This window comes from Pseudoalteromonas sp. 31A1 (assembly GCF_011378815.1).
Classification (GTDB): Bacteria; Pseudomonadota; Gammaproteobacteria; order Enterobacterales; family Alteromonadaceae; genus Pseudoalteromonas; species Pseudoalteromonas arctica.
Genome location: NZ_WTKY01000026.1, coordinates 12,422 through 38,901, shown reverse-complemented (window position 1 = coordinate 38,901; position 26,480 = coordinate 12,422). Strand labels below are relative to the sequence as shown.

Genomic DNA, 26,480 nt, shown 5'->3' with positions numbered 1-26,480 from the left:
GGGAATAACCACACTACATAGGCTCCGCCTTGCCTAAAAACCAAACATACTGCTGCAAATTCACCCACCAAAGATCAACACGCCCTAGTGACTTGGCGTTTATTTAAACGGTTTTTTTGTGATTGTTTTTTACGTTTTCGGCGAGTAAACCATAAGTAAAAACCAGTACCTGCTAGCCACACTGGGCTTAAACCAATTACGCACCACAGTATTTTACTTATTAGCCCTGCAAAGTAGCCAAAATGAAGCTTTCTAAAGCTATCAATTACCTGCCAGCCAACGCCTACTTCGCGAATATCCCAGTTAGCTATGTGCTCGCCTGTTAGCTTGTTATAGCTAACCGTATTGGCATACTCACTAGCAAGTGGGTTGGCGGTATCGACTTCGCCGAATAAAGTAATATTTTCGTCAGGTTCGAGTGGCATAACTAAAAACGTGCCGTTAAAAGTGGGTATTTGCTTTTTACTGTCATCAAGTATGCGTTGAAACGAAATATCGCTACTGTGTAGGTTTTTGGTTAGTACAAAGTGCTCTTCCTCTGCGTGTTCAATAACTTCGTGATACCACACCGCCCAGTTAAAGTAGCCACCTGTGATAGCTAAAATAATAATGATGGGAGATCCTATAACCCCCGTCATTTTATGAATGTCGCTAAGTACAATTTGCAGTGTTGCACGCCAGCGCACACTAAATAGACGCTGCCAAAATTTACGATAAAGAATAAGCCCAGTTATACCTAACACCAATAAAAACAACGCAAAAAAGAAGCCTAGTACAGTACCTATTTGACCTGGCAGGTTTTTAAAGTCGTTCAGTAAAAAGGTGTAATGTAGTTCTAAAAACCAATCGGTAAAATAATGGCTGGTACCAACAGGTTCAGACAAAATGTCACCCGTATACTGGTTTAAATGAAACTTATACCATTGCTCTGTGCCGCGTTTGACTAAGTAAACCCGATCAGCTGTATCATCGTTAAATATTTCCCAACTACCTACTACATATTCAGGGTAAGCATGCTCTGTTTTGGCAATTAACGTGTCGATTGGCATGCGCTCTGGCAGTGCATTTACAACAAAGTGGCTGCTTGGCATAAGTAAGCCATCTATTTCACTTTTAAAAACTAATACGCACCCTGTAATACTAATAACAATCAATGGAATGATAGCTATTAGAGCGATCCAACTGTGAATTTTAAAAAGAGTTTTTCTCATAGGTAGTTTTATATACAGCAGTTAATGACTTGCGCATGATAACAACTATCATTTTTATTTAATAGTTTGGCGGTGAGGCTTTCTATTAAACCGGTAAACCGTGAACTTAATTCTACGGTTTTTGTATACCTAGCTTGCCAGTACCTAAAACAAGAATGTCTTATTTAGTTGAGTTAAATTTACGCGGCTCTACAATGCCGCGCTTATAGTAAAAGCCTTTTAAAACAAATGTTTATTAAATGTTTTTATTTCCGTTTTTAATTAACATTTATGTAACGAGCGAGGTTGCTTTGGCGCATTATTTGCCTATATTGTCTTCATTTATTTTGGTTTTTAGTTTTTTACCATTACTAAACAAAATTCGAAAAAATCGTAGTGTCTCAGGTTTATCACTATTGATGATGACGTTTGGATTAGCACAAAGCCTTTATTTTATAACCTACAATATTTATTTTGAGCGTTTTTATATTGCGTTACCATTTATTGTAACCGGTGCGTTAAGCGGACTTATTTTGTATTTTTTTGCACGTTATAACGCAGCTAAACGAGAACGGGTACAGTTGTTTACTATGCTAGGTTTTTCGTTACTGCCTTTTTCACTGCTTTTAAATTCAAGCCTCGATACTGCAACGGTATTAAGCGCTTTAACGTATGTTGGTCTTGTGATGAGTTCGGTACGTGTTATGCCGCAAACTTATAAAACATTGCGTACGGGTAACGTAAGTAATTTAAGCGCACGCTACTTTAGCTTGCAGTTTATTGCTGGTATTTGCGGCTTAGTTGTTGAGCTTACAACAGTTGCTCCAAGCACGGCGCACTTACTTATGTTTATTATGCTGTTGCTTACCAATGCTGTGCAATTTGGTTGTATGCAATATTATAGAATGCGGCCTGTAATGGCTTAAAAACAAGCTACTTAAGTTCCTATTTAGCCTAATTTATGGCAAATTACTTTATCTAATAAAAGGGTAAAGTATGAATTGGAATCAGTTTGGCTATATTTGCCGTGTTAATAGCTCTAAAACACTAAGTACAGAGCAAAAAGATGAGCTGAGTACACCGCCCCATTTAAATATGTATGCCAATAGCGGGTCGCATAGTAAATTAGCGCATAATCTGGTGACGCAAATTGCATCTCAAGATGAAGCAACATCGCAAAAGCAAGCTACGTATTATCAATGTTTACCGGAATTAGTTAACGAATTTAAGTTTGAGCACAAGGGCTGGCTTAGTTACTTAACCATTGTATTTGTTATTTATGTTTTATCCTCTTTGTTGTATCAGTCTTTTGTTGTGCCTACTTTTGTTGAGATATATAGCAAGCATACTGTTTCTTTAAATCATGTATTTGATGATTATTTTACGTACTGGTATGTGCCAATTATTTTACTCGTTTTATTGCTGAGTATTATTTTTACCGTTATTTTAAAGCTAAAAAATGTAAGTGCTCTCACAGAGCTAAAGCCTTTTTCGGGTTTATTTAAATTTCTTATTCCTCGTCAATTAATTAATGAGCATAACTCTTTAATTACCACGCTATTATTTCCAAGTAATCATAAAAAGGGTGTTAAAGCCTCTACACCTCAAACCCAGCACTTAGCTCAATGCGAGCTGCTAGGTTTAGAAACCCAAGAAGAATTTAAAGCGTTATTAAAGCAGCAGCTAAAGTTACTTAATACACATATTAAAAGCTTTATAAATAAGCTCGTTATTGTTTATGGTTTGGTCATTGTTGTGTCTATTTGCTTATTTGTGAAAGCGGCTTATCAACCACTATTTATGCTAGGAGAAGTGCTATGAGAACAAAAGGATTTACGTTAATAGAGTTGATGGTGGTGGTGTCCATTATTGGTATTTTAGCTGCGGTTGCGCTACCTCAATACAGTAAGTATATACAACGAGCAGAACTTGTTGACCCACTTGCAATGGCAGCTGCCATTAGAGAAGACGTTACGGTTTATTATCTTGAAAACAGGCGTTTTCCAGCAAGTAATGAACAAGCAGGTGTGCCTGCAGGTAAATTTTTGATTGGCAATCGAGTAACAGGTATTACAGTTGATAATGGTGCTATTCATATTAGCTTGGGTAATAAAGCTTCACAGCTTTTGCAAAATACAGTTTTAACATTCAGACCCGCAGTTGTAACGGGAAGCCCTACAAGCCCGATTGCGTGGTTATGTGGGTTTGACGAACCGGTAACTGGCATGCAAGCGGTTGGCGAAAATAAAACAACAGTACCAAAAGAAATTTTACCTTCAGCGTGTATATAAAATAGTTTAGGGGATTAAAGTGCAATTAGCTATTCATCAAATTGATGCGTTTACGAATGAGTTATTTAAAGGTAACTATGCGGCAGTGATCCCACTAGAATCGTGGTTAAGTGACGATTTAATGCTAAAGATTGGCGCTGAGAATAACGTATCTGAAACTGCTTTTACCTGCCTGCAAGACGATGGCAGTTTTGTTATTCGTTGGTTTTCGCCGTTAATGGAAATCGATTTTTGTGGTCACGCCACACTTGCGGCTGCCTATGTTTTATGTGAAGAGCATAACATATCGCAAATTCGCTTTATTGCTGATGCGGTGGGCGAGCTAATCGTTAATAAAAACGACGATGGCAGCTTTGCAATGACCTTTCCAAAACAAGCACCGGTTGAAGTACAAAATGTGCCTCAGCAACTGCTTGACGGCCTGTCTATACAACCGAGTAAAGTGCTTAAAAATGGCCAAGCCTACTTTGTTATTTATGAAAACGCCGATCAAATACTTGAATTAAAAACTAGCTCAGAGCTTTTAAAAACGCTTTATCCACTTGATGTAGTGGCCACTGCTGCAAGTGCTGAATATGATTTTATATCTCGTTATTTTTGGCCTGCAAGCGGTGGCGACGAAGATTATGTAACAGGCTCTATTCATACTGGTTTGGCACCTTACTGGGCGCAGCAATTGGGTAAAACTACGTTAAGCGCTTATCAGGCTTCAAGCAGAGGCGGGTATTTACTATGTGAAGTGGGTGATACAACCGTCACCTTAACGGGGCATGCTGTAAGGTATTTAAAAGGCACTATTTATATTTGATCTGTGAATTAAGTTATAAAAAAGGCCACGTTAAACGTGGCCTTGGTTTACTCAATTTTTAGAGATATTTTACGCTTCTAGTGCTTTTGCAATTAAGCGATCAATATATTTTTTATGCGCTTTAGTTGCTGTATCTGCACCCCAAGCAATACTGGTATCGGCTATTTGAGTTAGCTGATATAACGCAGCTGTTTTAGCTAAGTTATCGTACTTACTTGCTTTGCCAAGACCTGCAATTGCGATTAGCTGGTTAACATACTCAATTTGTAAGTTGTGACTAATAGAGTTTGCGTCTTTGCTTTTCACAAAAATATTAGCGGTTAAATCTTGCATAAACTGAGTTAGGCTATATTCATTACCGTACAAAGCAGTATCAGAAATACGCAGTAATACGGCTGGGTGTAATAGCTGCGCAAGTACAGACTTTTGCATACCTAAAATCATTTTGTGTGCTTTAGGGTCTTCATTTTTACCAAAGTGATTAAAGCCACGACGTTGCAGTTGCAAGTAGCTATATAGAGGTTGCATGTTTTGTAGTACGTCTGGTGCAAATACAAACTTTGCGAGTATATCCATCGCTTGTGTTTGACGCTCAAGCGATACCGGTGTAAATGGTTTATCTGCGTTTGTATCACCCACTACAGCACGCTCAACGTACACACCACCAATTTGGCGAGAAACAACACCCGCTTGAGCTCTGTACTGACCAAATAAGCTATTAGCAGAGGTAACAAGCTGTTGGTAAGACTCACCTTTAACTGTTGCTTTATCTTTTAGCTCAGTAAATAATTTATTAATTAACGCCATACGATCTGCGCCATAGGCCGCAGGATTTGACGACAAATCACCAATCATTACACGTGGATCGATATGGCGACCTGGTGCGCGCATATCGTCTGCATCGTTACCAAAGGCAAGGGCATGTTCACTTGAACGAGCAAGTATTTTTTCAAGTCTAGCTTGCTCAGCAGCTTCATCTGCAAGTGCTACGCTGTAGCCATAGTTAATTGCCCAATCATCGTAAGGACCTGGTTTTGTTTGAAAAATATCACCTTGCTGCATACCAATTGGGGCAATGTTAGCCGGTGCATAATCCATAACAGAACCGGTTACTATGCCTTGGGTTTTGTTTTTATCGTGTACTTCTTTTTCATCCCACAAAATAGATGATTTCATATTGTGGTTAAGACCTAAAGTATGGCCAACTTCGTGAAGTACCAATTGCGTTAGACCTTGGCGAAGCATTTCTTTATCTTCAATTTTGTCGCCGCTAGCAAGACCTTTGGCAAGCATTAGATTTTGTTGAATCTCATGCCCTAGTGAGCAATTTAGCTCACCGGTATTTGTTGTTTCACCGTGGCTCATTGTTCCTTGAGTGAAAAGTGTGTCATAAATCCAGCGGTTTTTCATAAATACAAACTCAAGCATAATGTCTGAGCCCAGTATTTCGCCTGTTAATGGGTTAGCAAGTGCTGGTCCGTATCCGCCAAATGGAGGCTTAGGTGACGAAGTCCAACGCAGTACGTTGTAATTAATATCGCCCGCATCCCAGTCTGCATCATCTGGTTGTACTTTTACCTCTAAGGCATTTTTAAAACCGGCTTTTTCAAAAGAAGTATTCCACGTTAAAACAGCGTCACGAATAGTATCGCGCCATTGGATAGGTGTGGTGTTTTCTATCCACCAAGTAATTGGTTTTACTGGCTCTGAAAGTGCTGCACTAGGGTCTTTCTTTTGTAGATCCCAACGTTTTATAACATCTTCATAAGGTGCCCAATCGGTAGATGTCATTTGATCAAATTGATTTGTAAAATAACCAATGCGCGCATCATCCATACGTGGTGCGTAGTTATTGCTAGGTAAAGCAACAAACGAGTGCTGAACTTTTACCGATACGCTACGTGGGTCGCTTACTGCATTTGAGCCACGTACCGTTGGGCTTGGGTTAGTAAATACGTAATCAACAACCACGTCTAGATTATTAGGGTATGGGCGCTGTTTAATAATGCGTGATTTTTTATCGTCTAATTTGCCTACTTTAAAGCGCTTTTTGGCGTTTTTATCAGCTGGATTTGGCGTAGGTGATACTTTATGAAGTGCTTCGCTTAAAAATAACTTATTTACGTTGAATGCTATTTTACCGTCTTCTTCTTTTTCTATTTTAATGCTCGCAAGTACCGCTTCACTAATATTGGCATCACTCGCTTTTGAAATTGCACTGTTTTCGTCAAATTTGTAGCGAGGTGTTTTGCTAATGATATCGATACGATCAAAGTATTTTCTAAATTCAATTAACTTAGTTTCACGGTACGAACCACGATAATGGCCTGCATCTGTAACGCCATCGACAGTGTGCGCAAAATATACAAACGGCGTATTAAGTTGGGACTCGTTAATCACCATAAGGTGCTTACCGGTTTTTTCGTCTTGATAAAGGCTAAATATACCGGCAAATTCGGTTTGTCCTTTGATCATTTCGCTAAGTGTTTTTGGCTCTTTTTCGTCTTTTTTATCGGCTGCAAATGCATGGCTGCCAAACGCTAAGCTAAGCGCAAGGGTGATGGTCGTTAATTTCATTTTGAGACTTTTAATATTTGTTAATTTAATTGGACTGTACGTAAATTAATTTAATTTCGCACATCTTCGCGACGAAATTTAAGTGTACAACGCTAATTAACTGATATTAATAAACAAAAGTTTGTAACAAAATATAACAAATGAGGTGAGCTGCATGCAAAGTTATTTTTATAGCCCTAAATAGCAGTGGTTTATATGTATTTGCAACAGTTGCTTACAAATGTCACCTTAATGTTTCATATGGCTCTGGTATTATGACGTTAATAGAATTTTGGGGATAATAGGATATGCAAACAAATTCACTTAGATGGGTTTTTCCATTTGTAGCGCTAATTGTTGGTGTTGTTGGCTTTATGGGAATAAATGCCATTGCACAAGAGCCAGAAAAAAAAGAAGTAATTGATACTCGTCCAACAGTGCAAGTTGAGCCAGTGGCTGCAAACGATCATCAAGTTATTATTAATAGCTACGGTGAAGTAAAGCCTCTTGAAAGTACACAGCTTTCGGCGCAGGTGTCGGGTGAAGTGTTAAGTTGGCATCCTAATTTTGTAGCCGGCGGCATCGTTGCTCGCGGTGAAACGTTATTTACTATCGAAAAAGACAACTACGAAGCAGCAGTACTTGTTGCAGAGGCAGAAATTGCTCGTGCACAAGCAGGCTTAATTGAAGAGCAGGCCCAAGCTCAAGTAGCCGCAGATGAAGCAAAGCGTTTTCCAAGTAAAGCGCGTACCGACTTATTTTTACGTAAGCCTCAAGTGTTAAGTGCGCAGGCATCTGTAAAGTCGGCGCAAGCTGCATTAAAACGTGCACAACGTGACTTAGATAATTGTGAAGTAACAGCCCCTTACGATGCATTGGTTATTAGCCGAAATGTAGGTGTTGGTCAATTTGTCACTATGGGTTCGCAAGTTGCTGAGCTCAATAATATTGAAACTGCTGAAGTGATTATTCCTATAGCAGGGTTCGATAGCGTTTTTTTACCAGAGCGTATTAAAGGTATTACCGCAACGATTATTCAAAAAGGCCTAAACAGCTTCACCCGTGAAGGTGTAATTGACCGCGACCTAGGGATTGTTGATAACGCTACGCGTATGAGTAGTCTAGTAGTGCGTATAGAAGACCCATACGGTCTTAAAAACATACAACCAGCCATTAAGTTTGGCAGCTACGTACAGGTGAATTTTGCAGGTGCAATGCTTAATAATATTTACCGTTTACCGCAAGCTTTAGTTAACAATCAAACTGTGTGGGTAGTAAACGAAAATCAAGAACTAGAGCCTCGCAAAGTAACGGTTATTCGTGAAGAGGGTGAGTATTTTTATATTAGCAGTGGTTTAAATGCCGATGACAAACTCGTTATTACTTTACCTGAATACCCGCAAAAAGGAATGCAGGTTAAAATTGCAGGTGTAGCTGCAAAACCTGAAAGCTCAGAAACGAGCACTTCAAACACGCAACAGCTGTAGGGTGTAATAGTTATGAGCGAGTCAATACAACAAAAACAAACAGGGCTAATTGCCTACTTTGCTAATAATTCAGTAGCCGCTAATTTAATGATGTTTTTTATCATTATTATGGGGGCTATAAGTTACTTTACGATTCAGCGTCAAATGTTTCCTAATGTAGAGATTAACTACATTAATATTGAGGCTAATTACCCAGGTGCCTCTCCTCAGGAAATAGAAGAAAGTATTCTTATAAAAGTTGAAGAGTCACTTAAAGATATAACCGAAATTAAAAAAGGCGTGTATCGCGCATTTAGAAATGGCGGTACAGCCAGCCTGGAAATAAACACCGATGCAAAACTTACCGATGTGCTTGATAAAGTAAAGTTGCGTGTTGATGGTATTGCGACTTTTCCGGCGGGTATGGAACCGGTCACCATAAGTCAGGTTGAGTTTAGGCAAGACGTAATAGGTATGACGCTCGTTGCTGACTTACCACTTACAGAGCTTAAGCCTATAGCAAACCAAATAGAGGATGAGTTACTACAGTTATCTAACGTGTCGTTAGTGGTAAACGATGTTCCTCTTGATGAAATAGCAATTGAAATAGAGCCCGATACGCTGCGCCAATATAATCTAACCCTTAGTGATGTGATGAATGCGGTACGCCGTTACTCAGCTAACTTTTCGGCGGGGCAGCTAAAAACAGACGCAGGTGTTATTTCTGTTCGCGTCGAGAATCAGTTTTACTCGGGTGAAGAGTTTAGGCAAATTCCGGTAAAAATTGGCGAGTATGGCGCTAAAGTTTTACTGCAAGATATTGCAGTTATTAAAGATCAATTTACCGAAGGTGAGCGCTACTTTAAGTTTAATGGCGAAAACGCGGTGTATTTATCGGTAAAAGCAACGCAAGAGCAAAACATGATTCCCGTTGCGGATTCGGTTAAAGCGTTTATTGATCAAAAAAATAAGCAGCTACCGCCAGGTATTCGATTAGAGCCATTAATGGATATGACCTACTACCTAAATGCTCGCCTTGATATGATGAAAGCTAACCTGTTTCAAGGTGCTATTTTAGTGGCAATTATGTTGTCGTTATTCTTGCGTTTTAAACTAGCGCTTTGGGTAATGATTGGCTTACCTGTTTGTTTTTTAGGGGCCATGATGATGATGCCACTATTTGGCATTAGCATTAATATTATTTCGTTATTCGCTTTTATAATGGTGCTTGGCATAGTGGTGGATGATGCCATAGTGATAGGGGAAGCTGCCTACACCGAAGTTGAAAAAAGCGGCGGTGGTGTAGAAAATGTTGTGCGTGGCGCTAACCGAGTCGCGACCCCTGCAACCTTTGGTGTGTTAACAACAATTGCTGTATTTGCACCATTCACAATGTCGAGCGGGCCAGAAAGTGCCTTCTTTTATGGTATAGCCGTTGTAGTAATGCTGTGTTTAGTATTTAGTTTGATTGAATCAAAGCTGATACTGCCAGCTCACATTGCTCATACGCACTTTTCGCCGATTAAAAAAGGTGGTTGGCGCGATCGCTTCAACACACGCTTTTTTGGTTTCGTAAATGGGCCATACAAACGTTTTATTGCTAAGTGTGTTGATTGGCGCTGGACTGTTTTGTTTGCTTTTATTGCAATGTTTATAATCAGTATTGCACTTATTACGTCTAATAAAGTACGTACAGTTCCAACTCCTAAAGTGCCGCACGACTTTCCACAAATTCAAGTAGAAATGAACGACAACGTTTCTGACTTACAAACCATTGCTGCTATTCGTGAAATAGAAGCTATGGTACTTAGAGTCGATGAAGAAACTGAACGTGAGTTTGGCCAAAAGATTATTCGTGATGTATTGGTATTTAATCAAGGCAGAACTGAGTCGCAGTTACTAGCTCCATTAGTTGACGAAGATTCACGTCCATACAATGCATTTGAGCTTTCTCGCCGGTGGCGTGAGGCTATGCCGACGATTGCTGGTATTAAGTCGTTAACTATTCAAGACGATGTTGGTGGCGGCGGTGGTAATGGCGGCGGCGAGTTTGGCTATTTACTGTATGGCTCAGACATAGATACTTTAAATCAAGCGGGTCGTCGTTTTATTCAATTACTTCAACAGCAAAAAGGATTGTTTGATATTAGCTCAACCATAGATCCTGCGAGCAAAGAAGTGCAAATGAGCCTTAAACCTGTTGCTTACGATTTAGGCTTAGATTTAGCCGGTATTGCAAATCAAGTGGGTGCTAGTTTTTATGGTGGCGAAGCACAGCGTGTAATCCGAAACGGCGAAGAAGTACGCGTAATGGTACGCTACCCTAAACTGACTCGAGAAGCATTTTCATCGCTTAAACACACCGTTGTTACTACCCCGCAAGGTCGAGAAGTATTACTTGGCGATGTAGTAGAATTAACAGAAACGCCAGGAATTAGCTATATACGTCGCGAAGGCGGTTATCGTACCGTGTATGTTTATGGCAATATTGATGAAGAGCAAATTGAGCCAGGTGAAGTAGTTAAGCAAGTAAAAGAAAACTTACTGCCACAGTTAATAGAAGAATTCCCAAGTGTTAAATCAGAACTTGGTGGTGCAATAGAAGAGCAGCAAGCTCAAGCTAATGAGCAAATAATGTTTTTTATTGGCGGGATGATTTTAGTATACATACTGCTAGCTGTACCGCTTAAAAGTTATTCGCAACCGCTTATTGTAATGTCGGTTATTCCGTTTAGTTTAACCGGGGCTATTTGGGGTCATTATTGGTTTGATTTAGATATGAGCTTAATGTCGGGATTTGGCTTAATTGCCGCAGCAGGTGTTGTTATAAATGACTCACTTGTAATGACCGATTACGTTAACCAAGTTCGCCGCGAAGGTGTTAGCGTTAAAAATGCAGTAATAGAAGCTGGTTGTGCCCGTTTTAGAGCAATACTATTAACGTCGATAACAACCTTTGCTGGTGTATTACCTATTATGTTTGAAACAAGCCTGCAGGCTAAGTTTGTAATACCAATGGCAGTAGCGCTTGGCTTTGCAGTTATGTTTGCAACGTTAATAACGCTTATATTAGTACCGTGTTTATATATTATTTTAGGTGATATTGGTGCGGTGTTTAAGCGCCCATTTAAAGGTCGAGCTGCTAAAGTCTCGTAGATAAAAAACATAAAAAAAGCACTGACCGTAATTAACGCTCAGTGCTTTTTTATTATTTAGTTATTGTGACTTAAGTCGAAACAACTAAATATTAATCTTTAAATTGCTTATGGCAATCTTTACAGCCTTTAGCCCATGCGCCAAAAGCTTTACCAATTACGGCTTTATCGCCCGATTGAGCAGCTAACGCTAGCTTATCTGCATTTGCTGCAAAAGCATTTGCTTTTTCAACGAAGGTTGCATTTTCGGCCCAAACAGCAGCAAGTGCCGCTGTATCGCCTTTATCAGTCCCTTCGTAAAAAGCTTCCCATGGCATTTTTGAAAGTGCTGCAGCGTTGTTAGCGCGTTTTTTAAATTGTTCTGCGTCAAAAGGTACTTTACCTTTTAGCATTGCGCCCATATCACCAATTTGCACTGAGATCATTGAAAACGCTGCTTGGCGGTATTCAATCGCGTCACTTGGTTCTTTAAATGCAGAATTTGCCGATACGCTAAGTGCACATGTAGCTAATGCTATACCTGCTAATACTTTTTTCAATTTCATGTTTGCCCCTTTTAAAGTAATTGTTAATCCTGTTCTATATTAGCTTCTTTGAATGTTCAAGTTAATATATGTGCTTAATAATTGTTTCTTTAACTAAGCATACAACGATTACCCTATCGTTACATCTATTGTCTTTATTGTTAATGACTGTAAACACCTCGTTGTTATTTTGATTCCTGTTGTGTAACTTCCCCCCCCATCATAAAAATAACTAACAAAGAGAGTTTATGAAAAATAATATTTTTAAAATGTCAGCATTGTCTGCTGCAATAGTGGTTTCACTTTCTGGTTGTGGAAGTAGTGATGACGATAATAAAAGCAGCGTACCATTAGTTACTGACGTAGCGCCTAAAGCGAGTGATGTTGTTGTTGCAGATTTAAAACAATGGATCCCTGTTACTGCAGAATTTAAAGCCAGCGATAACGATGGTGATGCACTTACATTTAGCTTCACTGAAAATGGTGAAGCAGTGGTTGCAGAAGATGGCGTATTCACATTTAGTCACGGCACTCTAACTGTAGAGGGAACATCATTTACTTATGTTCCAATGTCGGATGATGATGCAGTTATTGATTACACTGTAAACGCAAATGGTAAAGCGGCTTCTGCGCAAATAAACATTTCAGGAGTTGTTGGTGACCCATTAGCAAATCAACAATGGCACCTAAATAATACAGGCCAAAAAGCATACTCATTAAGTGATGAAATGAAGCAGGGCTTAGTTAATTTATACGTAAGCCTATTCGGTGATACCGAAGAGGAAGCGCAAGCAAGTGTTGATGCTAGTTTTGCTAATGCAGAAGCTACAGGGTTGGTTGCTGGTGAAGATATGAATGTAACAGCCGCTTATGCTCAAGGCGTTACAGGAGCTGGTGTAACTGCTGTTGTTGTTGACTCGGGTATGGAAATTCGCCACGAAGATTTAGTAGATAACGTATTACCAAATCGTTCTTTAAACCTTAACGCTGAAGCGCTAGATCGTACAGACCCTACAAGTACATCAAACAGTGGTGACCACGGAACAAGTGTTGCCGGCTTAATTGCAGCAAAAGGTTGGAATGGCAAAGGCGGCCGTGGTGTTGCACCTGATGCTGGCTTAATCGGTATGAACTACCTTGGTGGAGATAAAGTAGCACAAACTGATTTACTTGCTCATGGCTTCCCTGGTAGTGGTATTAGTACGTCTGAAAATATTTCAGCCTTTAACCGTAGTTACGGTATTACGTTCCCTGCATTCTTTGGCTATTCAGAACTAGATGAAGCAATTGAATCCTACCCTAACCTTAACCTTCGTGATGGTAAAGGTGCGCTAAACATGAAATCTAGTGGTAACTCATTCATTGATGGCGACAGAGAAGGCTCGTTTTGTGCTGATAATGGTGCAAATGACTTAGGTTTAACTTGTTACAATGGCGCTTTTGAGCCAAGCCAAGGGCATCCTTATTACTTGAGTGTTGCTGCAGTAAATGCGAACGGGAAGCATACTAGCTATTCTACAGCGGGTGCTAACGTAATGGTGTCGGCTCCAGCGGGTGAGTATGGTCGTTTTGCACCTGCAATGGTAACAACAGATCAAATGACGTGTATTAATGGTTATTCAGGTTTCAATGGTGGTTCTATTGCAGCATGGGCTGAAGCTTACGGTGAAGAGTTTGCTGCAAGTCAATATCCATTTAACTACCCAGGCCATGCAGACAATGCAAGCTGTAACTATACTTCAACGTTTAATGGCACATCATCTGCTGCGCCAAATGCATCGGGTGTGGTATCGTTAATTCTTTCGGCTAATCCAGATTTAACATGGCGTGACGTTCGCCATATCCTTGCATCAACTAGCACTTTAATTGATGCAGATAATGCTGCTGTTAAATTAACAGTTGGTGAAGGCGAATTTGTTGCACACGACGGTTGGATTGAAAACTCTGCCGGTTATAACTTCAATAACTTATATGGTTTTGGTCGTGCTGATGCTGGAGCTGCGGTTTCTATGGCGAAGGCTTACGATGTTGCTTTAGGTGAACAAGTTATTACTCAGTGGAGCGGTGTTGGTTCAGTAATTGCTGAAGACGCACTTGCACTAGAAATTCCAGATAACAATGCAACGGGTCTTACACAAGAAATTGAAGTGACTGAAGAGCTAAGCATTGAAGCAATGCAGTTTAAGTTAGATGTAAGTAATGCTGAGATGGGCTTTGGCTTAAGCGATGGTACACAAACTTCAGCCGGAACAGATTTAGCTATAGAAGTTACATCGCCAGCGGGTACACGTAGTGTATTACTGTCCTCTAAACAAGCGATGCTATACCCAGCATACGATACTTCAACTGGGTTCAGTAGTGGGTATGTTTTAAAAGATGCTGTAATGCTTTCAAATGCGTTTTATGGTGAGTCGACTAAAGGTACTTGGACGGTTCGTTTACTAGATACAAGTGCAAATAGTTATGCATTTAGTGATGCTCCGGATAATATTTTTGGTGGCGTAATCACGGGTATTACTAACAATAGCTCAGCGAGTATTTTAGAGGGTGTGTCTTTACGCGCATTCGGTCACGCAGGTCAAGAGTAAGGATTATGAAAATGAAAATAAATAAATTAATTGTATTAAGTACTGCTGCGTGTATTTCTTTAAGCGCTTCGGCAAACACAAGCTTTGATGAAAGGCTTCAATTACCAAAAAAACAAGTATCTACTATTAAGTATACTAAAGCTGACTTTGGCTCTTATAAAGTAGAGAGAAATTTACGCTTAGTTCCATCAAGTGTTGCTGCCGATGAGCATGTAGTTATGCAAAAAGGCGATATGGCTGTTGTAGATGTTTCAAGCGCATCTGATTTAGTAACTAAAGGAACTTTAGTACGTAATGTTTTAACTAATAGCTTAAGTTCTTTATCAGGTAATATTACGGTACTTTTAAGAGATGGTATTACTGCTAGCGACGTTGCTGCAGCGGCTGGATTAAAAGTGGTGTCTGTATTTCCTGGTACTAAGATTGCCGTTTTAGCAGTGAATGATGGACAAGATATTTTAGTTGCAGCAGAGCAGTTAAATGCTTCAGGTTATGCTAAAGAAGCTAGAATTGAAGTACTAGAGACGATTTATACTGCGCAATAAGTTATTTTATTAAATAAGCTTATTTAATAAAAACCCCGAGTAATATTAGTTATTCGGGGTTTTTTTATGAAAAGTTAATCATTAATTCCTATATCGGCAAATATCATCCCGCGACGCATGCTGCGGGTTGCTAAAAACACTTCACCTAATAACGAAATAAATGCACAAATAAGTAACGCCATGGCAGCTACAAAACAACAAGCAATAGTCACGCTTAAGTTAATTGATTGAATGTGTGACAAGAATAAAAACATAACTACAGCACATACAAGTAAGGCACTTAATACACTTAAACTAAAAGCAATATGTATAAAACGCGATCTTTTTAATAAAGCGCGCAGTTCTGTTGCTAGCGACTTATTAAAATCGTCATCTGTATTTACTTTTAATCTTCGCTCCAATAAGCGCGCTCTGTCGGTAATTCGTGCTAAGCGATTAGATAAAACACCTAAAGTTGCTGCTATACCTGTGATTAAAAATACGGGAGCAACGGCCGTTTGAATTACTTTTGCCATTGTTAAAATGTTAATTACTTCGCTATTCATTACTACCCTTAATCAGTTGAGCCTAAAAGTGATTTATATATCTACAGAGTACCTGATGTAGGCTTATTAAGAAAAGAGGAATTACGTTGATTTACTTTACATAGCTTCACAAACTAAATCACAACACAGGTTATTTTTAGGTATATTTAATTACTTAATAAAAAATAAAAATACAACAAGGACTTTGACTGATGAAACGTACTCCATTCGCACTCGCAGCACTATCGCTCGCTATTTTAAGTGGCTGTAATCAAGCCCCTGAAGAAACCAAAAAAAATAATACACAAGTTAAAACGGTTCAAGTAGCCCAAGCTGTTGCCCCGGTTGCTAAAAAAGTGCCACATGAAATGACTATTCATGGTGACACGCGTATAGATGATTACTATTGGCTGCGTGATGATGAACGTAAAGCACCAGAGGTAATTAACTATTTAGAAGCTGAAAATACATACACTGATGCCATGCTTGCACACACTAAAACGTTGCAAAGTGAGTTGTTTGAAGAGCTAAAAGGGCGCATTCAAAAAGACGATGATTCAGTCCCAGTTAAAAGCGGTGATTATTTTTACTCAACGCAAACACGTGGCGATAACGAGTACACCACTTATTTGCGCAGTAGCGATTTTGCAGGTACCGATCAGCAGGTGATTTTAGATGTAAATGAGCTTGCTAAAGGCCATGATTATTATGCAGTAAGTGGTTTAGATGTAAGCCCGAATGGCAATTTAATGGCTTATGGTGAAGATACTGTTAGTCGTCGTATTTATAGCGTAAAAATAAAAGATTTAACAACCGGTAAATTACTCGAAGACACACTTGAAGGCACTAACGGTGGCATTGTGTGGGCAAACGATAATAAAACGGTTTACTACATTAAAAAAGATTTACAAACCTTGTTAGGCTACCAAGTTTACCGTCACACGTTAGGTACACCGCAAGCTGATGATGAGCTAATTTACGAAGAAACTGATACCAGCTATTACATGGGTATGAGTAAGAGTAAAGACGAGTCAGAGATTTATATTTGGCACAGCAGCACGGCTGCATCAGGCGTATCGGTATTAAGTGCTGATGATGCTAAAGCAATGCCTAAGCGTTTAATTGAGCGCGAAGCAGGGCTTGAATATGATATTTCGAAGCTAGGGAATACTTACTACATTGTAACTAACTTAAATGCTGTAAATTTTCAGCTGATGAAAGTTGATATTGATAAAGCAGGCGACAAGGCTAATTGGCAAAGTGTGATCCCAGCGCGCGATGATATTAAACTCGAAGGCATTGATTTATTTAATGACTACTTAGTTTACCAAGAACGTGAAATGGGCCAATCAAAGTTGATTGCGCGTAATTTAAAAACAGGTAAAGAGTTACCACTGAGCTTTAACGATAGCGCTTATACAATTGGTACTTATGGCAATAACGATATAGATAGCAGCACGTTACGTGTTTACTACACAAGCATGACCACTCCAAGCTCATCGTACGATGTAGATTTAGCGACTGGCGATAAAACGCTTCTTAAGCAACAGGTTGTGTTAGGTGATTTTGATGCTGACAATTACGCTTCAGAGCGTATTTTTGTAACAGCACGCGATGGCATAAAAGTACCGGTAAGTTTAGTTTACCGTAAAGATACGTTTAAAAAAGATGGCACTAACCCGCTACTGCAATATGGTTATGGGTCGTATGGTGCAACCATGGATCCAACGTTCTCAAGCTCACGTTTGAGCTTGTTAGACCGTGGTTTTGTATTTGCAATTGCCCATGTACGTGGCTCGCAAATGCTAGGTCGCCCTTGGTACGAAGACGGCAAGCTACTAACTAAAAAGAATACATTTAACGACTTTGTTGACGTAACTAAAGCATTGGTTTCTCAAAAGTATGGCGCAAAAGATGAAATATTTGCGTTAGGCGGCAGTGCTGGTGGCTTATTAATGGGCGCAGTAGCAAATCAAGCGCCTGAGCTTTATAAAGGCATGGTTGCTGCGGTACCGTTTGTAGATGTAGTAACAACGATGCTTGATGCGAGCATTCCGCTTACAACAAATGAATACGGCGAATGGGGTAATCCGAACGAAAAAGCGTATTACGATTACATGCTGTCTTACTCGCCATACGACCAAGTATCTAAGCAAGCGTATCCTAATATGTTGGTAACGACTGGTTTGCACGATTCACAAGTTCAATACTTTGAACCTGCAAAATGGGTTGCTAAGCTGCGTGACTATAAAACTGATGACAATAAGTTACTGTTTAAAATAGATATGGAAGCAGGGCACGGCGGCGCATCGGGTCGCTTTAAACGTTTAGAAGATACCGCGTTAAACTATGCATTTATGCTTGATTTAGCGGGTATTAAAAAGTAATTAATTTATATATTTAAAATAAACAAAAAATGTAAGGTGCTTTTTAAGAAAGCACCTTTTTTTGTGGCAAGTTAAAGCTAAACATAGTGCCTTTACCAATTTCACTTTGTACGTAAATTTCGCTATCCATCAGTTTTAATAACCCTCTGCAAATAGCCAATCCTAAACCACCTTGCTGGCGCCCTTCTTTATTAGAATTACTTGCTTGGTAGTGCGGATCAAAAATAGCATTCAGCTCATCTTCTTTTATGCCTACTCCCGTGTCTGATACATGCACAAATAGTTGATTATCGTCACTGCGTTTTACATGTACTGCAATGCTGCCGCCGCGAGGGGTATGCCTAATTGCATTATCAATTAAGTTACTTAACACGCGCTCTAATTTAGCTATATCGGCAACCACAGGAAAATCACAAATCGCAGGTTCTACCGACAAACTAATGCCTTTTTTGTCAACGGCTAAACTAAATTTTGCCATGCAATCGTAAATGAGTTCACCTAAATTAAAGGTTTCTTTATTTATACTTATTTCGCCATTTTCTAAGTGAGCAAGCTCAAATATTTGCTCTATGAGTAGCTTTAATTGCCCGCAATTATTAAGCGATACCTGCAAGTATTCTTGCTGCTCTTTTTTACTTAGCTGCTCGCCTGACTGATTTAATACTTCTAAAAACCCCTGCAGTGAAGCAAGTGGTGTACGTAGGTCGTGCGATAAGTGAGTTAGTAACTCTTTGCGTTGTTTATCGCCTTGTTCAAGCGCTTTAAACTGCTCATTAATACGCGTTAACATGGCTTGAATACTTCGACCTAAACTATGCACTTCGTTACTTTTTTGCGTTGAATAGTTACTTAGCTTGGTGTCGGTAAGGCTGTAGTTAGCGGCTTCAATATTACTAACATCGCGTGCTAAGCGCTGAATTGGGTTGGTAAAAAAACGTAGCAAAATTAGCATCGCAATAAATAAAAATGCTAGTGCAGAGCCAAGCCATAAAGCAGCTAGCCATAACTTATCATTATTTTTTACAGTGCTTAGGGAGGTATCGTAAGCCTCACCACCAATAATTACATATAAATAGCCTTGTAGCTTATCTTGATTAAATACTGGCGCGGCTGAAAATATTTTTTGTTGCTCTTTATTACGAGGATTGTCACCATAAATAGGAGCAGCGCTTGGGTCGTTAATCAGCCTTTTTAAAGGCGTTAAACTAATATGCGTGCGTTTAACTTTACCCGGCTTTGCTGAGTAAGTAAGAATTTTTCCGGTTTCGTCTACAAAATAAAATTCAAACGCAGGACCTAATAACATTAAGGTATGAAAGAGGTTTTCAAGCGCTTTATAGTCGTAAACACCTTCTTTTATTAGTGGGTTATCTTGTACTAAATGTTCCGCTAACGCTAAGTGCAGATTTTGTTCGGCGTGGTGTTTTGAGGTGAGTTCCAGTTGCTTGCTCCAGCCGTAAACTAGGGCGCAAATAAAACAAAAAATCACGACTAGCGATATAGCTAATTTTTGATACAAAGATAATTTCATAATAGGTGTCTTAATTGAGTTGGCTAGGGTTTAGTTTGTAACCAACACCCCAAACTGTTTCGATGATAGGCGCTTGTTGGTGTTCTTCTAGCTTGGCACGTAAGCGGTTTATATGTGAATTAACCGTGTGCTCGTAACCACTGTGTTGGTAACCCCATACCTTATCGAGTAACTGCTGGCGGCTAAAAACATGATTAGGATGGCGTGCAAAGTAAACGAGTAAATCAAATTCGGTGGCGGTAAGGTTAAGGGCTTGCTTGCCTAAATACACTTGGTGCGAACTAAATTCTATATTGAGTGAGCCTACATTTAGTGTTTGTTCGCTATCAACGGGGGAGTTGTCGTTATTTTGGCTAGCGAGTAGTTGTGCTCTGTGGCGTAATTGGGTTTTTACTCTGGCTTGTAATTCGCGTGCAAAAAAGGGTTTACAAATATAATCATCGGCGCCCATTTCAAGGCCAATAACTCTGTCCATATCGCTACTAAGCGCGGTGAGTAAAATTACGGAGGTAGTTGGGTAATGCTCTTTTATTTTTCGGCATAAGCTCAAACCATCCATTTGGGGTAAGTTTATATCGAGTAAAATAAGTCCGTAGGGATGCTTAGCTATTTTTTTTAAGGCAAGTTCTGCGCTTACAACATGATCAACATGTAAGTTAAGCGACGTTAGCTGCGTGGTAATTAACTTACCTATTTCTCTGTCATCTTCTACTACTAATATTTTTTCGTGACGCATGTATTACCTCGTAAAAAGGGGGGCATCCGTGCTCCCTTACTTCCCCATTACAAGCTGGAACGTTACTGCGTGCGCGTAATTACTATTTTCGATACTGGGTTATCAAACTTATGTTCAACACCAAGTGCTGATGTAGATAATCCATCTTGATTTGAAACAATGCCTGGATGCATCGTTATTATATCGGCTGTATCGTCACGTATTTCGTTAAACCCTTCACCGCTAGCGGCAGGACCTGGCACAGTTTCAGCTGTTTCTGTATTTGCTTCCGTACCCGCATCATAAGCTGTCGTAGTGCGTGATAACGAGCCGCCAACTTCTAATGTTGATACATCTAAAGAACTAAGACCGGTAAAAGCATCATTTGTATTCCCAAGCATGGCAGCAAATGACAAATTAAGCGTTTCTTGCTCTTCAACAGTAATGATTACTGTGGTGGTTTCACCAGGGCCAATAGCGCCTTCAGCTGAAACTGCAGCAAGTGCACTTTCGTAGCTGAGGTATTCTTCATTTGCACCGCTTTCTGCAAGCATTTCTAAACCAACAGAAGCTGTTGTACCGAATGTCCAAGGTGCTTCATCTTCAAAAGCAATGACAGAGAGTGGTGACAAAGGCTGTCCTGCAGTTAAGTTACTAAAAGTAATAGTAAACTCACTGATCACAGGTTCTACAACAATTGGCTCAACAACGACCGGCTCTTCAACAACTGGGTCGTTATCATTATCGCTACACGCTGCAAGTGTGGTTGCAAGTGCAAGCACTAGTAGACTTTTTTTAAGGTTGTTAGCAGATGACATAATCATGCTCCTACTTAACTGTAACGGTTAATTGCGCTACTGGGTTTAACCATCTGTGTACTGTATTACTTAAATCGCTATTACCCGCTTCTAAATCGTCATCGCCTAAGCTACCTGGGTGAATATGGATGCTTGTATTTGTATCACCACTTAATATACCTGTACCGCCAGTGCCAGCGTCGCCACCTGGAGCCGCAGGAATCCCCGGAGTACCTGGAGCGCCAGAGCCTTCAACTACAAGCTCATTGTTTTGTTCTGTGCCTGCATCGTAAGCATTTAAATTAATTGTGTAAGTACCCGCTTCTGTTGGGATTTTCCAGCTGTTTAAGCCTACAAAGCCATCATTAGTTGGTAGCATCATTGCAGTTAAAGATAGGTACTCGTTACCGTCAGTAGTTGTTAGTGTTGCCGTTGTAGATGCGGCTGGTGCAAGTAAACCTTCAGCTGGATTTGCAGCCATATCACTGCCCGCTGCAGTTGCTTGTGCAACTAGCTCTGCAATATTGCCGCCTTCAGCCATTGTTTGTAATGCTGTAGATGCCTCTGTTGCTACTTCAAATAGTGTGTCTTCGCTGTTGTGTGCTGTAATTAATAGTGGAGTGAAGTGAATACCCTTGGTTAGGTTAGTAACTTTTAGGTCTAATTCTGCGGCCATAGTCGATTGGCTAGCTGCCGCTAAAAGAATTGCAATTGTTAATGTAGAAGTTTTCATTATTATTCCTGTAAGTGATGATTCGAGTTAAGTATTGAATAATCGTCTCCAGAAACTCTCACAAACTTATCACTTTTTTATCACAAGATTTCACGCTGTGATTTTTAAATACAAATACGTTGGTTGATTTGTAGACATTTGTTTAGTTAAGAGGCAACATACATAAAACAAAAAGGAGAGTGTTATGGAAGAAAATCAACAGGTTGAACCAGTTAACAAAGATGACCGTATGTGGGCTATGTTATGCCATTTGAGTGCGCTTGCCGGATTTATTGTGCCGTTTGGCTCAATAATTGGGCCATTAATTGTGTGGTTAATTAAAAAAGATGAGATGCCAGTTGTTGACGTGCACGGTAAAAAGGCGCTTAACTTTCAAATAACGATGGCAATTGCATATGTAGTTTGTTTTTTACTGATGTTTGTAGCAGTAGGCTTAATATTACTACCTATAGTGGCAATTTTTGGGTTTGTAATGGTTGTAATGGCGAGTATTAAAGCTAACGAAGGTAAAGAGTTTAATTACCCGTTTAGTTTAAATTTGATAAAATAAAACCTCAGTTATTTTTATACCAATTGCATTAAATTAGTGATCTATTATAGCGATAAGAAAATAGCTCAATAACAAGGCTAAAATTATGATACATAGTTGTTCTATATAAATAATTTTTAACGTCGTTAGTGAGTTATTTAATACGCTAGAATGATCATGTTTTTAATAAAATTGGTATTATAAACCCAGCTATAGGCTGGGTTTTTACGTTTAGCCATAAGGGCATTATGCTTTATCTCACGTTATTTATTAGCGCATTTATATCTGCCACATTACTGCCTAGCTCTTCTGAGGTGATAATGGTGGGGATGATTGCCCAAGGTAAAGTTAATTTATGGCTTATGTGGTGCGTAGCAACACTTGGAAATGTATTGGGAAGCTGCGTTAATTACTGGTTAGGCACGCAGGTACTGCGTTTTAAAGATAAAAAATGGTTTCCTGTATCGCAAAAAGGGCTTGATAGCGCACAAAAGCAATTTAATAAATACGGTGTGTATAGTTTGTTGTTTGCTTGGCTGCCAGTAGTAGGCGATCCGCTAACTGTAATTGGGGGGATATTTAAAGTACGCTTTAGTATGTTTTTATTACTAGTAACACTAGGCAAAGGCGCGCGCTATTTAGCGGTTATCGCCCTTGCCGTAGGATTCGAAAAGCTTTTTTAAATAAATTTTTTAAGGCCTTATTTAGCCCAATCAAGCGTTAACGACACCGAGTCGGCAAAACGCAGTGCATGCGGTTTATCAACACGTGCTTTAGCGTAATGAACACTTGGGTGTGAGTGACAAACCGCAAGAATTTCAGCCACTAATTTTTCGAGCAGTAAAAAGTGGCCTTGCTCTACTAAGCTAATTACTTCTTTGGTGATCACTTTATAATTAAGTGCTTGGTCAACTTCATCCGTTTTACACGCGTCATCAGCAGGGTAGTGAATCTCTAGGTTGATCACTACATCTTGCTTTTTTTCACGCTCATCGGGGTTAAAGCCAATAAACGTACGCAGGCGCAAATTAGTAACGTTAATAATTGCATTAGCCATAGGGTTAACCTTTTATAAGCTGCAAAAATTCGTTGCGTGTTTTAGGGTCGCTTCTAAAGTTACCTAACATTACTGATGTACGCATGCTTGAATTTTGCTTTTCTACACCACGCATCATCATACACATGTGTTTTGCTTCAACAATAACGCCCACACCTTTAGCGCCAGTAACTTCTTCAACTGCTTTAGCGATTTGATGCGTTAGCTGTTCTTGAATTTGAAAGCGGCGTGAAAACATATCAACAATACGTGCAAATTTAGACAAGCCCAATACTTTACCGTTTGGAATATAAGCAATATGGCAACGGCCAATAAAAGGTAGTAAATGATGCTCACACATAGAGTAAAGCTCTATGTCTTGCACTAACACCATGTCGTCAGCGTCAGATGTAAATACCGCTTTATTAGTTATTTCATCAAGCGTTTGACGATACCCTTGCGTTAAATATTCCATTGCTTTTGCAGCACGTTTTGGCGTATCAAGTAAGCCTTCGCGGTTAGCATCTTCGCCTACTGCGGTGATGATTTTTTCGTAACTTTCTTTTAATTCATTGTGCATAAATATCTCAGTTTATTTATATTTACTTTAAATGACGGCCGCCATCAACAGGCAAAGAGCGCCCTGTGATGTAGTGGCTTTGTAATAGTAAATCAATGCTATTGATAATTTCTTGGCATCCGGGTTCAATGCCCATTAATGATTTTTTAAGGGTTTTAGCTCGATATTGCTCATCGTCATGTTCATTAAAAATAATGAGTGATGGAGCAACCGAGTTCACTTTTATGTTTGGCGCATATTTAGCGCTAAACGATTTAGTTAAGTTATCGAGAGCTGCTTTACTTGCTGCATAAGCTAAGTGTTTAGGGCTGCCTGTTTCAACTACATAATCAGTAAGGTGAATTATATCAGCAGGTACTTTTTCACTTTGCTGATAGTTTATAAGCAGCTCAGCGCACATTAAATTAATTAAATACGGTGTTTTGGCGTGTATACGCATCATATTATCGAACAGTACTGCAAAGTCAGGATTGTTAGCTTCGCAGTCCCAGCTTGATGCATTGTGAACAACAGCGCGCAGCGATGTTGTATGCTCTTTAAGCGTATTTATAAATGCACTTATACCGTCATCGGTACTAAAATCGGCATAAATACATACAGCGCCTAGTTGCTCTAATTTATCAACAGCGTTGTGGCGAGTACGATACGTAATAATAACAGCCTGCCCTTGGGCTATATAATGCTGAGCGAGCGCTAAACCAATACGTTGGCCTGCGCCGGTAATTAAGATGGGCGATGTCATATAAGGCAGTGTTCTCTTTGGCGGGTAACTTATACCAATATTGTTAAAACATGATCGATCTATCGCTATTTTCTTAGGGCTATAATAGATCACTAATTTAACGCAATTGGTTTATAAAATTTAAAGCGTTAATTTACTAAAATATACGCAGTTTCTTAATCTGTCGATCAAAAAAGCAATTAATCCTCAAAGGCGTTAATTGCTTTATTTTACTAAAACATTAATCGTAAATTGTCGGAATTGGTTGGCGCTTATGTTGTGTACGCATGTAAATACTTACAAGCTTTTGTTCAACGTCTTTAGAAACAGATTTACCTTCTAAAAAGTCATCAATTTGCTCATAGCTCAAACCAAGTGCTTCTTCATCGGTTAAGCCTGGGCGATCGCTTTCTAAATCAGCTGTAGGTGCTTTTTCTACTAATAAAGCTGGGGCACCGAGCGCAGTAGCAAGTGCACGCACTTGGCGTTTTGATAAACCAAATAGCGGAGCTAAATCGCACGCGCCGTCACCAAATTTAGTATAAAAACCAGTAATATTTTCAGCACTATGGTCGGTACCCACTACTAAGCCTTGGCAAAAGCCTGCAATTTCGTACTGAGCAACCATACGTTGGCGTGCTTTAACATTACCTTTAACAAAATCTATCTGAGCTTGCTCAGGCAGTGCTTCACCACAGCCAACTACAGCAGCTATCGCTTGCTCATGCAATGCATCAGCCGCAGGTTGTACGTTTACGGTCATACGTTTACTTGGCTGGATAAAATCAACCGCCATTTGCGCTTCGTCTTCATCGGCTTGTACGCCATAAGGTAAGCGCACAGCAATAAATTGGTATTTGTCAGTATCGTGTTCTTTATTTAGCTCGTTTACGGCAAGTTGACATAAGCGGCCGCAAGTTGATGAGTCAACACCACCACTAATACCCAATATTAGTGATCGTGAGTGAGCTGCTACTAAACGTGCTTTAATAAAAGCAACCCGGCGAGTTATCTCAGCATTTACATCAATAGTTGGCTTAACCTTCATTTCAGCCATAATTTCGGCGCGCATTGCCAGCTCCTTATAAAATTTAATATGTGATACGCAATAAACTTATTATGTGATTTAGTCTTAATTAATTAAAGTTTTAAATGAGCTTTTATTTTGCGAAGCTCTACTTTTAATTCTTCCACTTCTGCCAGTAAATCACTTAATTCTTTATCTTTAATTACTTCGCTTGGTAGAGCAACAAAGGCATCGGCGGGATTATTTTGTTGTTCGCCAAATAAATGAATGTATCGGCTGTCGCGTTTACCTGCTTCTCGTTCTAATTTACGGGCGTAATCGCTTTCAATCAGTTTATTGAGCGCTGTTTCTACTTCATTTACGTTATTAAAATCAGCAAGCCTAGCACTGCGAGTTCTTAATTCACCTGGAGTTTGGGCACCACGTAAAAGTAATAAACAAACAATGGCACGTTGCTGAGCAGAAAATTGCAGATTACTAAACTCAGTGTTGCAAAAGCGGTGGTCGTATTTATTTACGCGACCAGAAAGCCCTTCATCTATAGTTACCAAACGCATGTCTATTAGTTCATCAAGTGCGTTTTGCACGTCACTATCTGTAAGATTTAACACAGGATCGCGATTAGACTTTTGATTACATGCGTTCACTAGAGCGTTTAACGATAGCGGATAATGTTCTGGCGTTGTGCTTTGTTTTTCTAGTAAGCAACCAAGAATACGTTGTTGATTTGCTGATAACTGCATAAATAATCTCAAATTAGTAAGCGTATTTTATTAG

24 protein-coding genes are annotated in these 26,480 nt (G+C 39.5%); 11 read left to right on the top strand and 13 right to left on the bottom strand.

Annotation, left to right across the window (positions count from 1 at the left end; genetic code table 11):
* Positions 1 to 74: 74 nt before the first annotated feature.
* Positions 75 to 1,211, bottom strand: a complete 1,137-nt coding sequence (locus GQR52_RS18245; RefSeq protein WP_165729353.1) for a PepSY-associated TM helix domain-containing protein — start codon at positions 1,209 to 1,211, stop codon at positions 75 to 77.
* A gap of 290 nt (positions 1,212 to 1,501) precedes the next feature.
* Between GQR52_RS18245 and GQR52_RS18240 the strand changes: the two genes are divergently transcribed.
* The 4 genes from GQR52_RS18240 to GQR52_RS18225 all read left to right on the top strand — a co-directional run bounded on the left by GQR52_RS18240 (position 1,502) and on the right by GQR52_RS18225 (position 4,289).
* Positions 1,502 to 2,116, top strand: coding sequence for a PQ-loop repeat-containing protein (locus tag GQR52_RS18240; protein ID WP_165729355.1), 615 nt, complete (start codon positions 1,502 to 1,504; stop codon positions 2,114 to 2,116).
* A gap of 70 nt (positions 2,117 to 2,186) precedes the next feature.
* Positions 2,187 to 3,011 (top strand): hypothetical protein, encoded by an 825-nt coding sequence (locus GQR52_RS18235; RefSeq protein ID WP_165729352.1) that lies wholly within the window; start codon positions 2,187 to 2,189, stop codon positions 3,009 to 3,011.
* The gene (locus GQR52_RS18230) at positions 3,008 to 3,481 is read left to right on the top strand and encodes a pilin (RefSeq protein ID WP_165729351.1); all 474 of its coding nucleotides are present in this window, start codon (positions 3,008 to 3,010) and stop codon (positions 3,479 to 3,481) included. The genes GQR52_RS18235 and GQR52_RS18230 overlap by 4 nt, the downstream gene beginning before the upstream one ends.
* 19 nt (positions 3,482 to 3,500) lie before the next feature.
* Positions 3,501 to 4,289 carry a PhzF family phenazine biosynthesis protein gene (locus GQR52_RS18225; RefSeq protein WP_165729350.1) on the top strand — a complete coding sequence of 263 codons (789 nt, stop codon included), beginning with the start codon at positions 3,501 to 3,503 and terminating at the stop codon, positions 4,287 to 4,289.
* A 69-nt stretch (positions 4,290 to 4,358) separates the two neighbouring features.
* Here GQR52_RS18225 and GQR52_RS18220 read toward each other — a convergent pair whose 3' ends face one another.
* Entirely contained in the window at positions 4,359 to 6,866 is a 2,508-nt protein-coding gene (locus GQR52_RS18220) for a zinc-dependent metalloprotease (RefSeq protein WP_165729349.1), read from the bottom strand.
* A gap of 287 nt (positions 6,867 to 7,153) precedes the next feature.
* Here GQR52_RS18220 and GQR52_RS18215 point away from each other — a divergent pair, with 287 nt between their 5' ends.
* Entirely contained in the window at positions 7,154 to 8,332 is a 1,179-nt protein-coding gene (locus GQR52_RS18215; RefSeq protein ID WP_007580481.1) for an efflux RND transporter periplasmic adaptor subunit, read from the top strand.
* Positions 8,333 to 8,344: 12 nt separating this feature from the next.
* Complete coding sequence (locus tag GQR52_RS18210; protein WP_165729348.1) at positions 8,345 to 11,467, top strand: efflux RND transporter permease subunit; 3,123 nt, start codon at positions 8,345 to 8,347, stop codon at positions 11,465 to 11,467.
* Between the two features lie 91 nt (positions 11,468 to 11,558).
* Here GQR52_RS18210 and GQR52_RS18205 read toward each other — a convergent pair whose 3' ends face one another.
* Positions 11,559 to 12,011, bottom strand: coding sequence for a cytochrome c (locus tag GQR52_RS18205; protein WP_165729347.1), 453 nt, complete (start codon positions 12,009 to 12,011; stop codon positions 11,559 to 11,561).
* 227 nt (positions 12,012 to 12,238) lie between these two features.
* Between GQR52_RS18205 and GQR52_RS18200 the strand changes: the two genes are divergently transcribed.
* Together GQR52_RS18200 and GQR52_RS18195 are read left to right on the top strand one after the other, a co-directional pair.
* Positions 12,239 to 14,578 carry a S8 family serine peptidase gene (locus GQR52_RS18200; protein ID WP_165729346.1) on the top strand — a complete coding sequence of 780 codons (2,340 nt, stop codon included), beginning with the start codon at positions 12,239 to 12,241 and terminating at the stop codon, positions 14,576 to 14,578.
* An 11-nt stretch (positions 14,579 to 14,589) separates the two neighbouring features.
* Complete coding sequence (locus GQR52_RS18195) at positions 14,590 to 15,123, top strand: hypothetical protein (RefSeq protein ID WP_165729345.1); 534 nt, start codon at positions 14,590 to 14,592, stop codon at positions 15,121 to 15,123.
* Positions 15,124 to 15,197: 74 nt separating this feature from the next.
* Here GQR52_RS18195 and GQR52_RS18190 read toward each other — a convergent pair whose 3' ends face one another.
* Positions 15,198 to 15,668 carry a DUF2721 domain-containing protein gene (locus GQR52_RS18190; RefSeq protein ID WP_165729344.1) on the bottom strand — a complete coding sequence of 157 codons (471 nt, stop codon included), beginning with the start codon at positions 15,666 to 15,668 and terminating at the stop codon, positions 15,198 to 15,200.
* A gap of 191 nt (positions 15,669 to 15,859) precedes the next feature.
* Here GQR52_RS18190 and GQR52_RS18185 point away from each other — a divergent pair, with 191 nt between their 5' ends.
* Positions 15,860 to 18,034 carry a S9 family peptidase gene (locus GQR52_RS18185; protein WP_165729343.1) on the top strand — a complete coding sequence of 725 codons (2,175 nt, stop codon included), beginning with the start codon at positions 15,860 to 15,862 and terminating at the stop codon, positions 18,032 to 18,034.
* Between the two features lie 43 nt (positions 18,035 to 18,077).
* On the opposite strand, the gene GQR52_RS18180 is transcribed toward GQR52_RS18185, so the two are convergent.
* The 4 genes from GQR52_RS18180 to GQR52_RS18165 all read right to left on the bottom strand — a co-directional run bounded on the left by GQR52_RS18180 (position 18,078) and on the right by GQR52_RS18165 (position 21,810).
* Complete coding sequence (locus tag GQR52_RS18180) at positions 18,078 to 19,565, bottom strand: HAMP domain-containing sensor histidine kinase (RefSeq protein ID WP_007580487.1); 1,488 nt, start codon at positions 19,563 to 19,565, stop codon at positions 18,078 to 18,080.
* Between the two features lie 10 nt (positions 19,566 to 19,575).
* Entirely contained in the window at positions 19,576 to 20,301 is a 726-nt protein-coding gene (locus tag GQR52_RS18175) for a response regulator transcription factor (protein WP_007580488.1), read from the bottom strand.
* Positions 20,302 to 20,363: 62 nt separating this feature from the next.
* A complete protein-coding gene (locus GQR52_RS18170) occupies positions 20,364 to 21,098 on the bottom strand; it encodes a spondin domain-containing protein (protein WP_024607274.1) in 735 nt (244 codons plus the stop codon).
* 10 nt (positions 21,099 to 21,108) lie between these two features.
* Positions 21,109 to 21,810, bottom strand: coding sequence for a spondin domain-containing protein (locus tag GQR52_RS18165; RefSeq protein WP_165729342.1), 702 nt, complete (start codon positions 21,808 to 21,810; stop codon positions 21,109 to 21,111).
* A gap of 184 nt (positions 21,811 to 21,994) precedes the next feature.
* On the opposite strand from GQR52_RS18165, the gene GQR52_RS18160 reads away from it, so the two are divergent.
* Both GQR52_RS18160 and GQR52_RS18155 read left to right on the top strand, forming a co-directional pair.
* Complete coding sequence (locus tag GQR52_RS18160; protein ID WP_165729341.1) at positions 21,995 to 22,360, top strand: DUF4870 domain-containing protein; 366 nt, start codon at positions 21,995 to 21,997, stop codon at positions 22,358 to 22,360.
* A 227-nt stretch (positions 22,361 to 22,587) separates the two neighbouring features.
* Positions 22,588 to 23,022 (top strand): YqaA family protein, encoded by a 435-nt coding sequence (locus tag GQR52_RS18155; protein WP_010554546.1) that lies wholly within the window; start codon positions 22,588 to 22,590, stop codon positions 23,020 to 23,022.
* 17 nt (positions 23,023 to 23,039) lie between these two features.
* On the opposite strand, the gene folX is transcribed toward GQR52_RS18155, so the two are convergent.
* The 5 genes from folX to GQR52_RS18130 all read right to left on the bottom strand — a co-directional run bounded on the left by folX (position 23,040) and on the right by GQR52_RS18130 (position 26,446).
* A complete protein-coding gene (gene folX, locus GQR52_RS18150) occupies positions 23,040 to 23,396 on the bottom strand; it encodes a dihydroneopterin triphosphate 2'-epimerase (protein WP_007377309.1) in 357 nt (118 codons plus the stop codon).
* Between the two features lie 4 nt (positions 23,397 to 23,400).
* Positions 23,401 to 23,955 carry a GTP cyclohydrolase I FolE gene (folE, locus tag GQR52_RS18145; RefSeq protein ID WP_002962341.1) on the bottom strand — a complete coding sequence of 185 codons (555 nt, stop codon included), beginning with the start codon at positions 23,953 to 23,955 and terminating at the stop codon, positions 23,401 to 23,403.
* A 22-nt stretch (positions 23,956 to 23,977) separates the two neighbouring features.
* Positions 23,978 to 24,697 (bottom strand): dihydromonapterin reductase, encoded by a 720-nt coding sequence (gene folM, locus GQR52_RS18140; protein ID WP_010554547.1) that lies wholly within the window; start codon positions 24,695 to 24,697, stop codon positions 23,978 to 23,980.
* A gap of 220 nt (positions 24,698 to 24,917) precedes the next feature.
* Positions 24,918 to 25,748, bottom strand: a complete 831-nt coding sequence (gene nadE, locus GQR52_RS18135; protein ID WP_165729340.1) for an ammonia-dependent NAD(+) synthetase — start codon at positions 25,746 to 25,748, stop codon at positions 24,918 to 24,920.
* Between the two features lie 68 nt (positions 25,749 to 25,816).
* Positions 25,817 to 26,446, bottom strand: a complete 630-nt coding sequence (locus GQR52_RS18130; RefSeq protein WP_007580511.1) for a YceH family protein — start codon at positions 26,444 to 26,446, stop codon at positions 25,817 to 25,819.
* Positions 26,447 to 26,480: the final 34 nt, after the last annotated feature.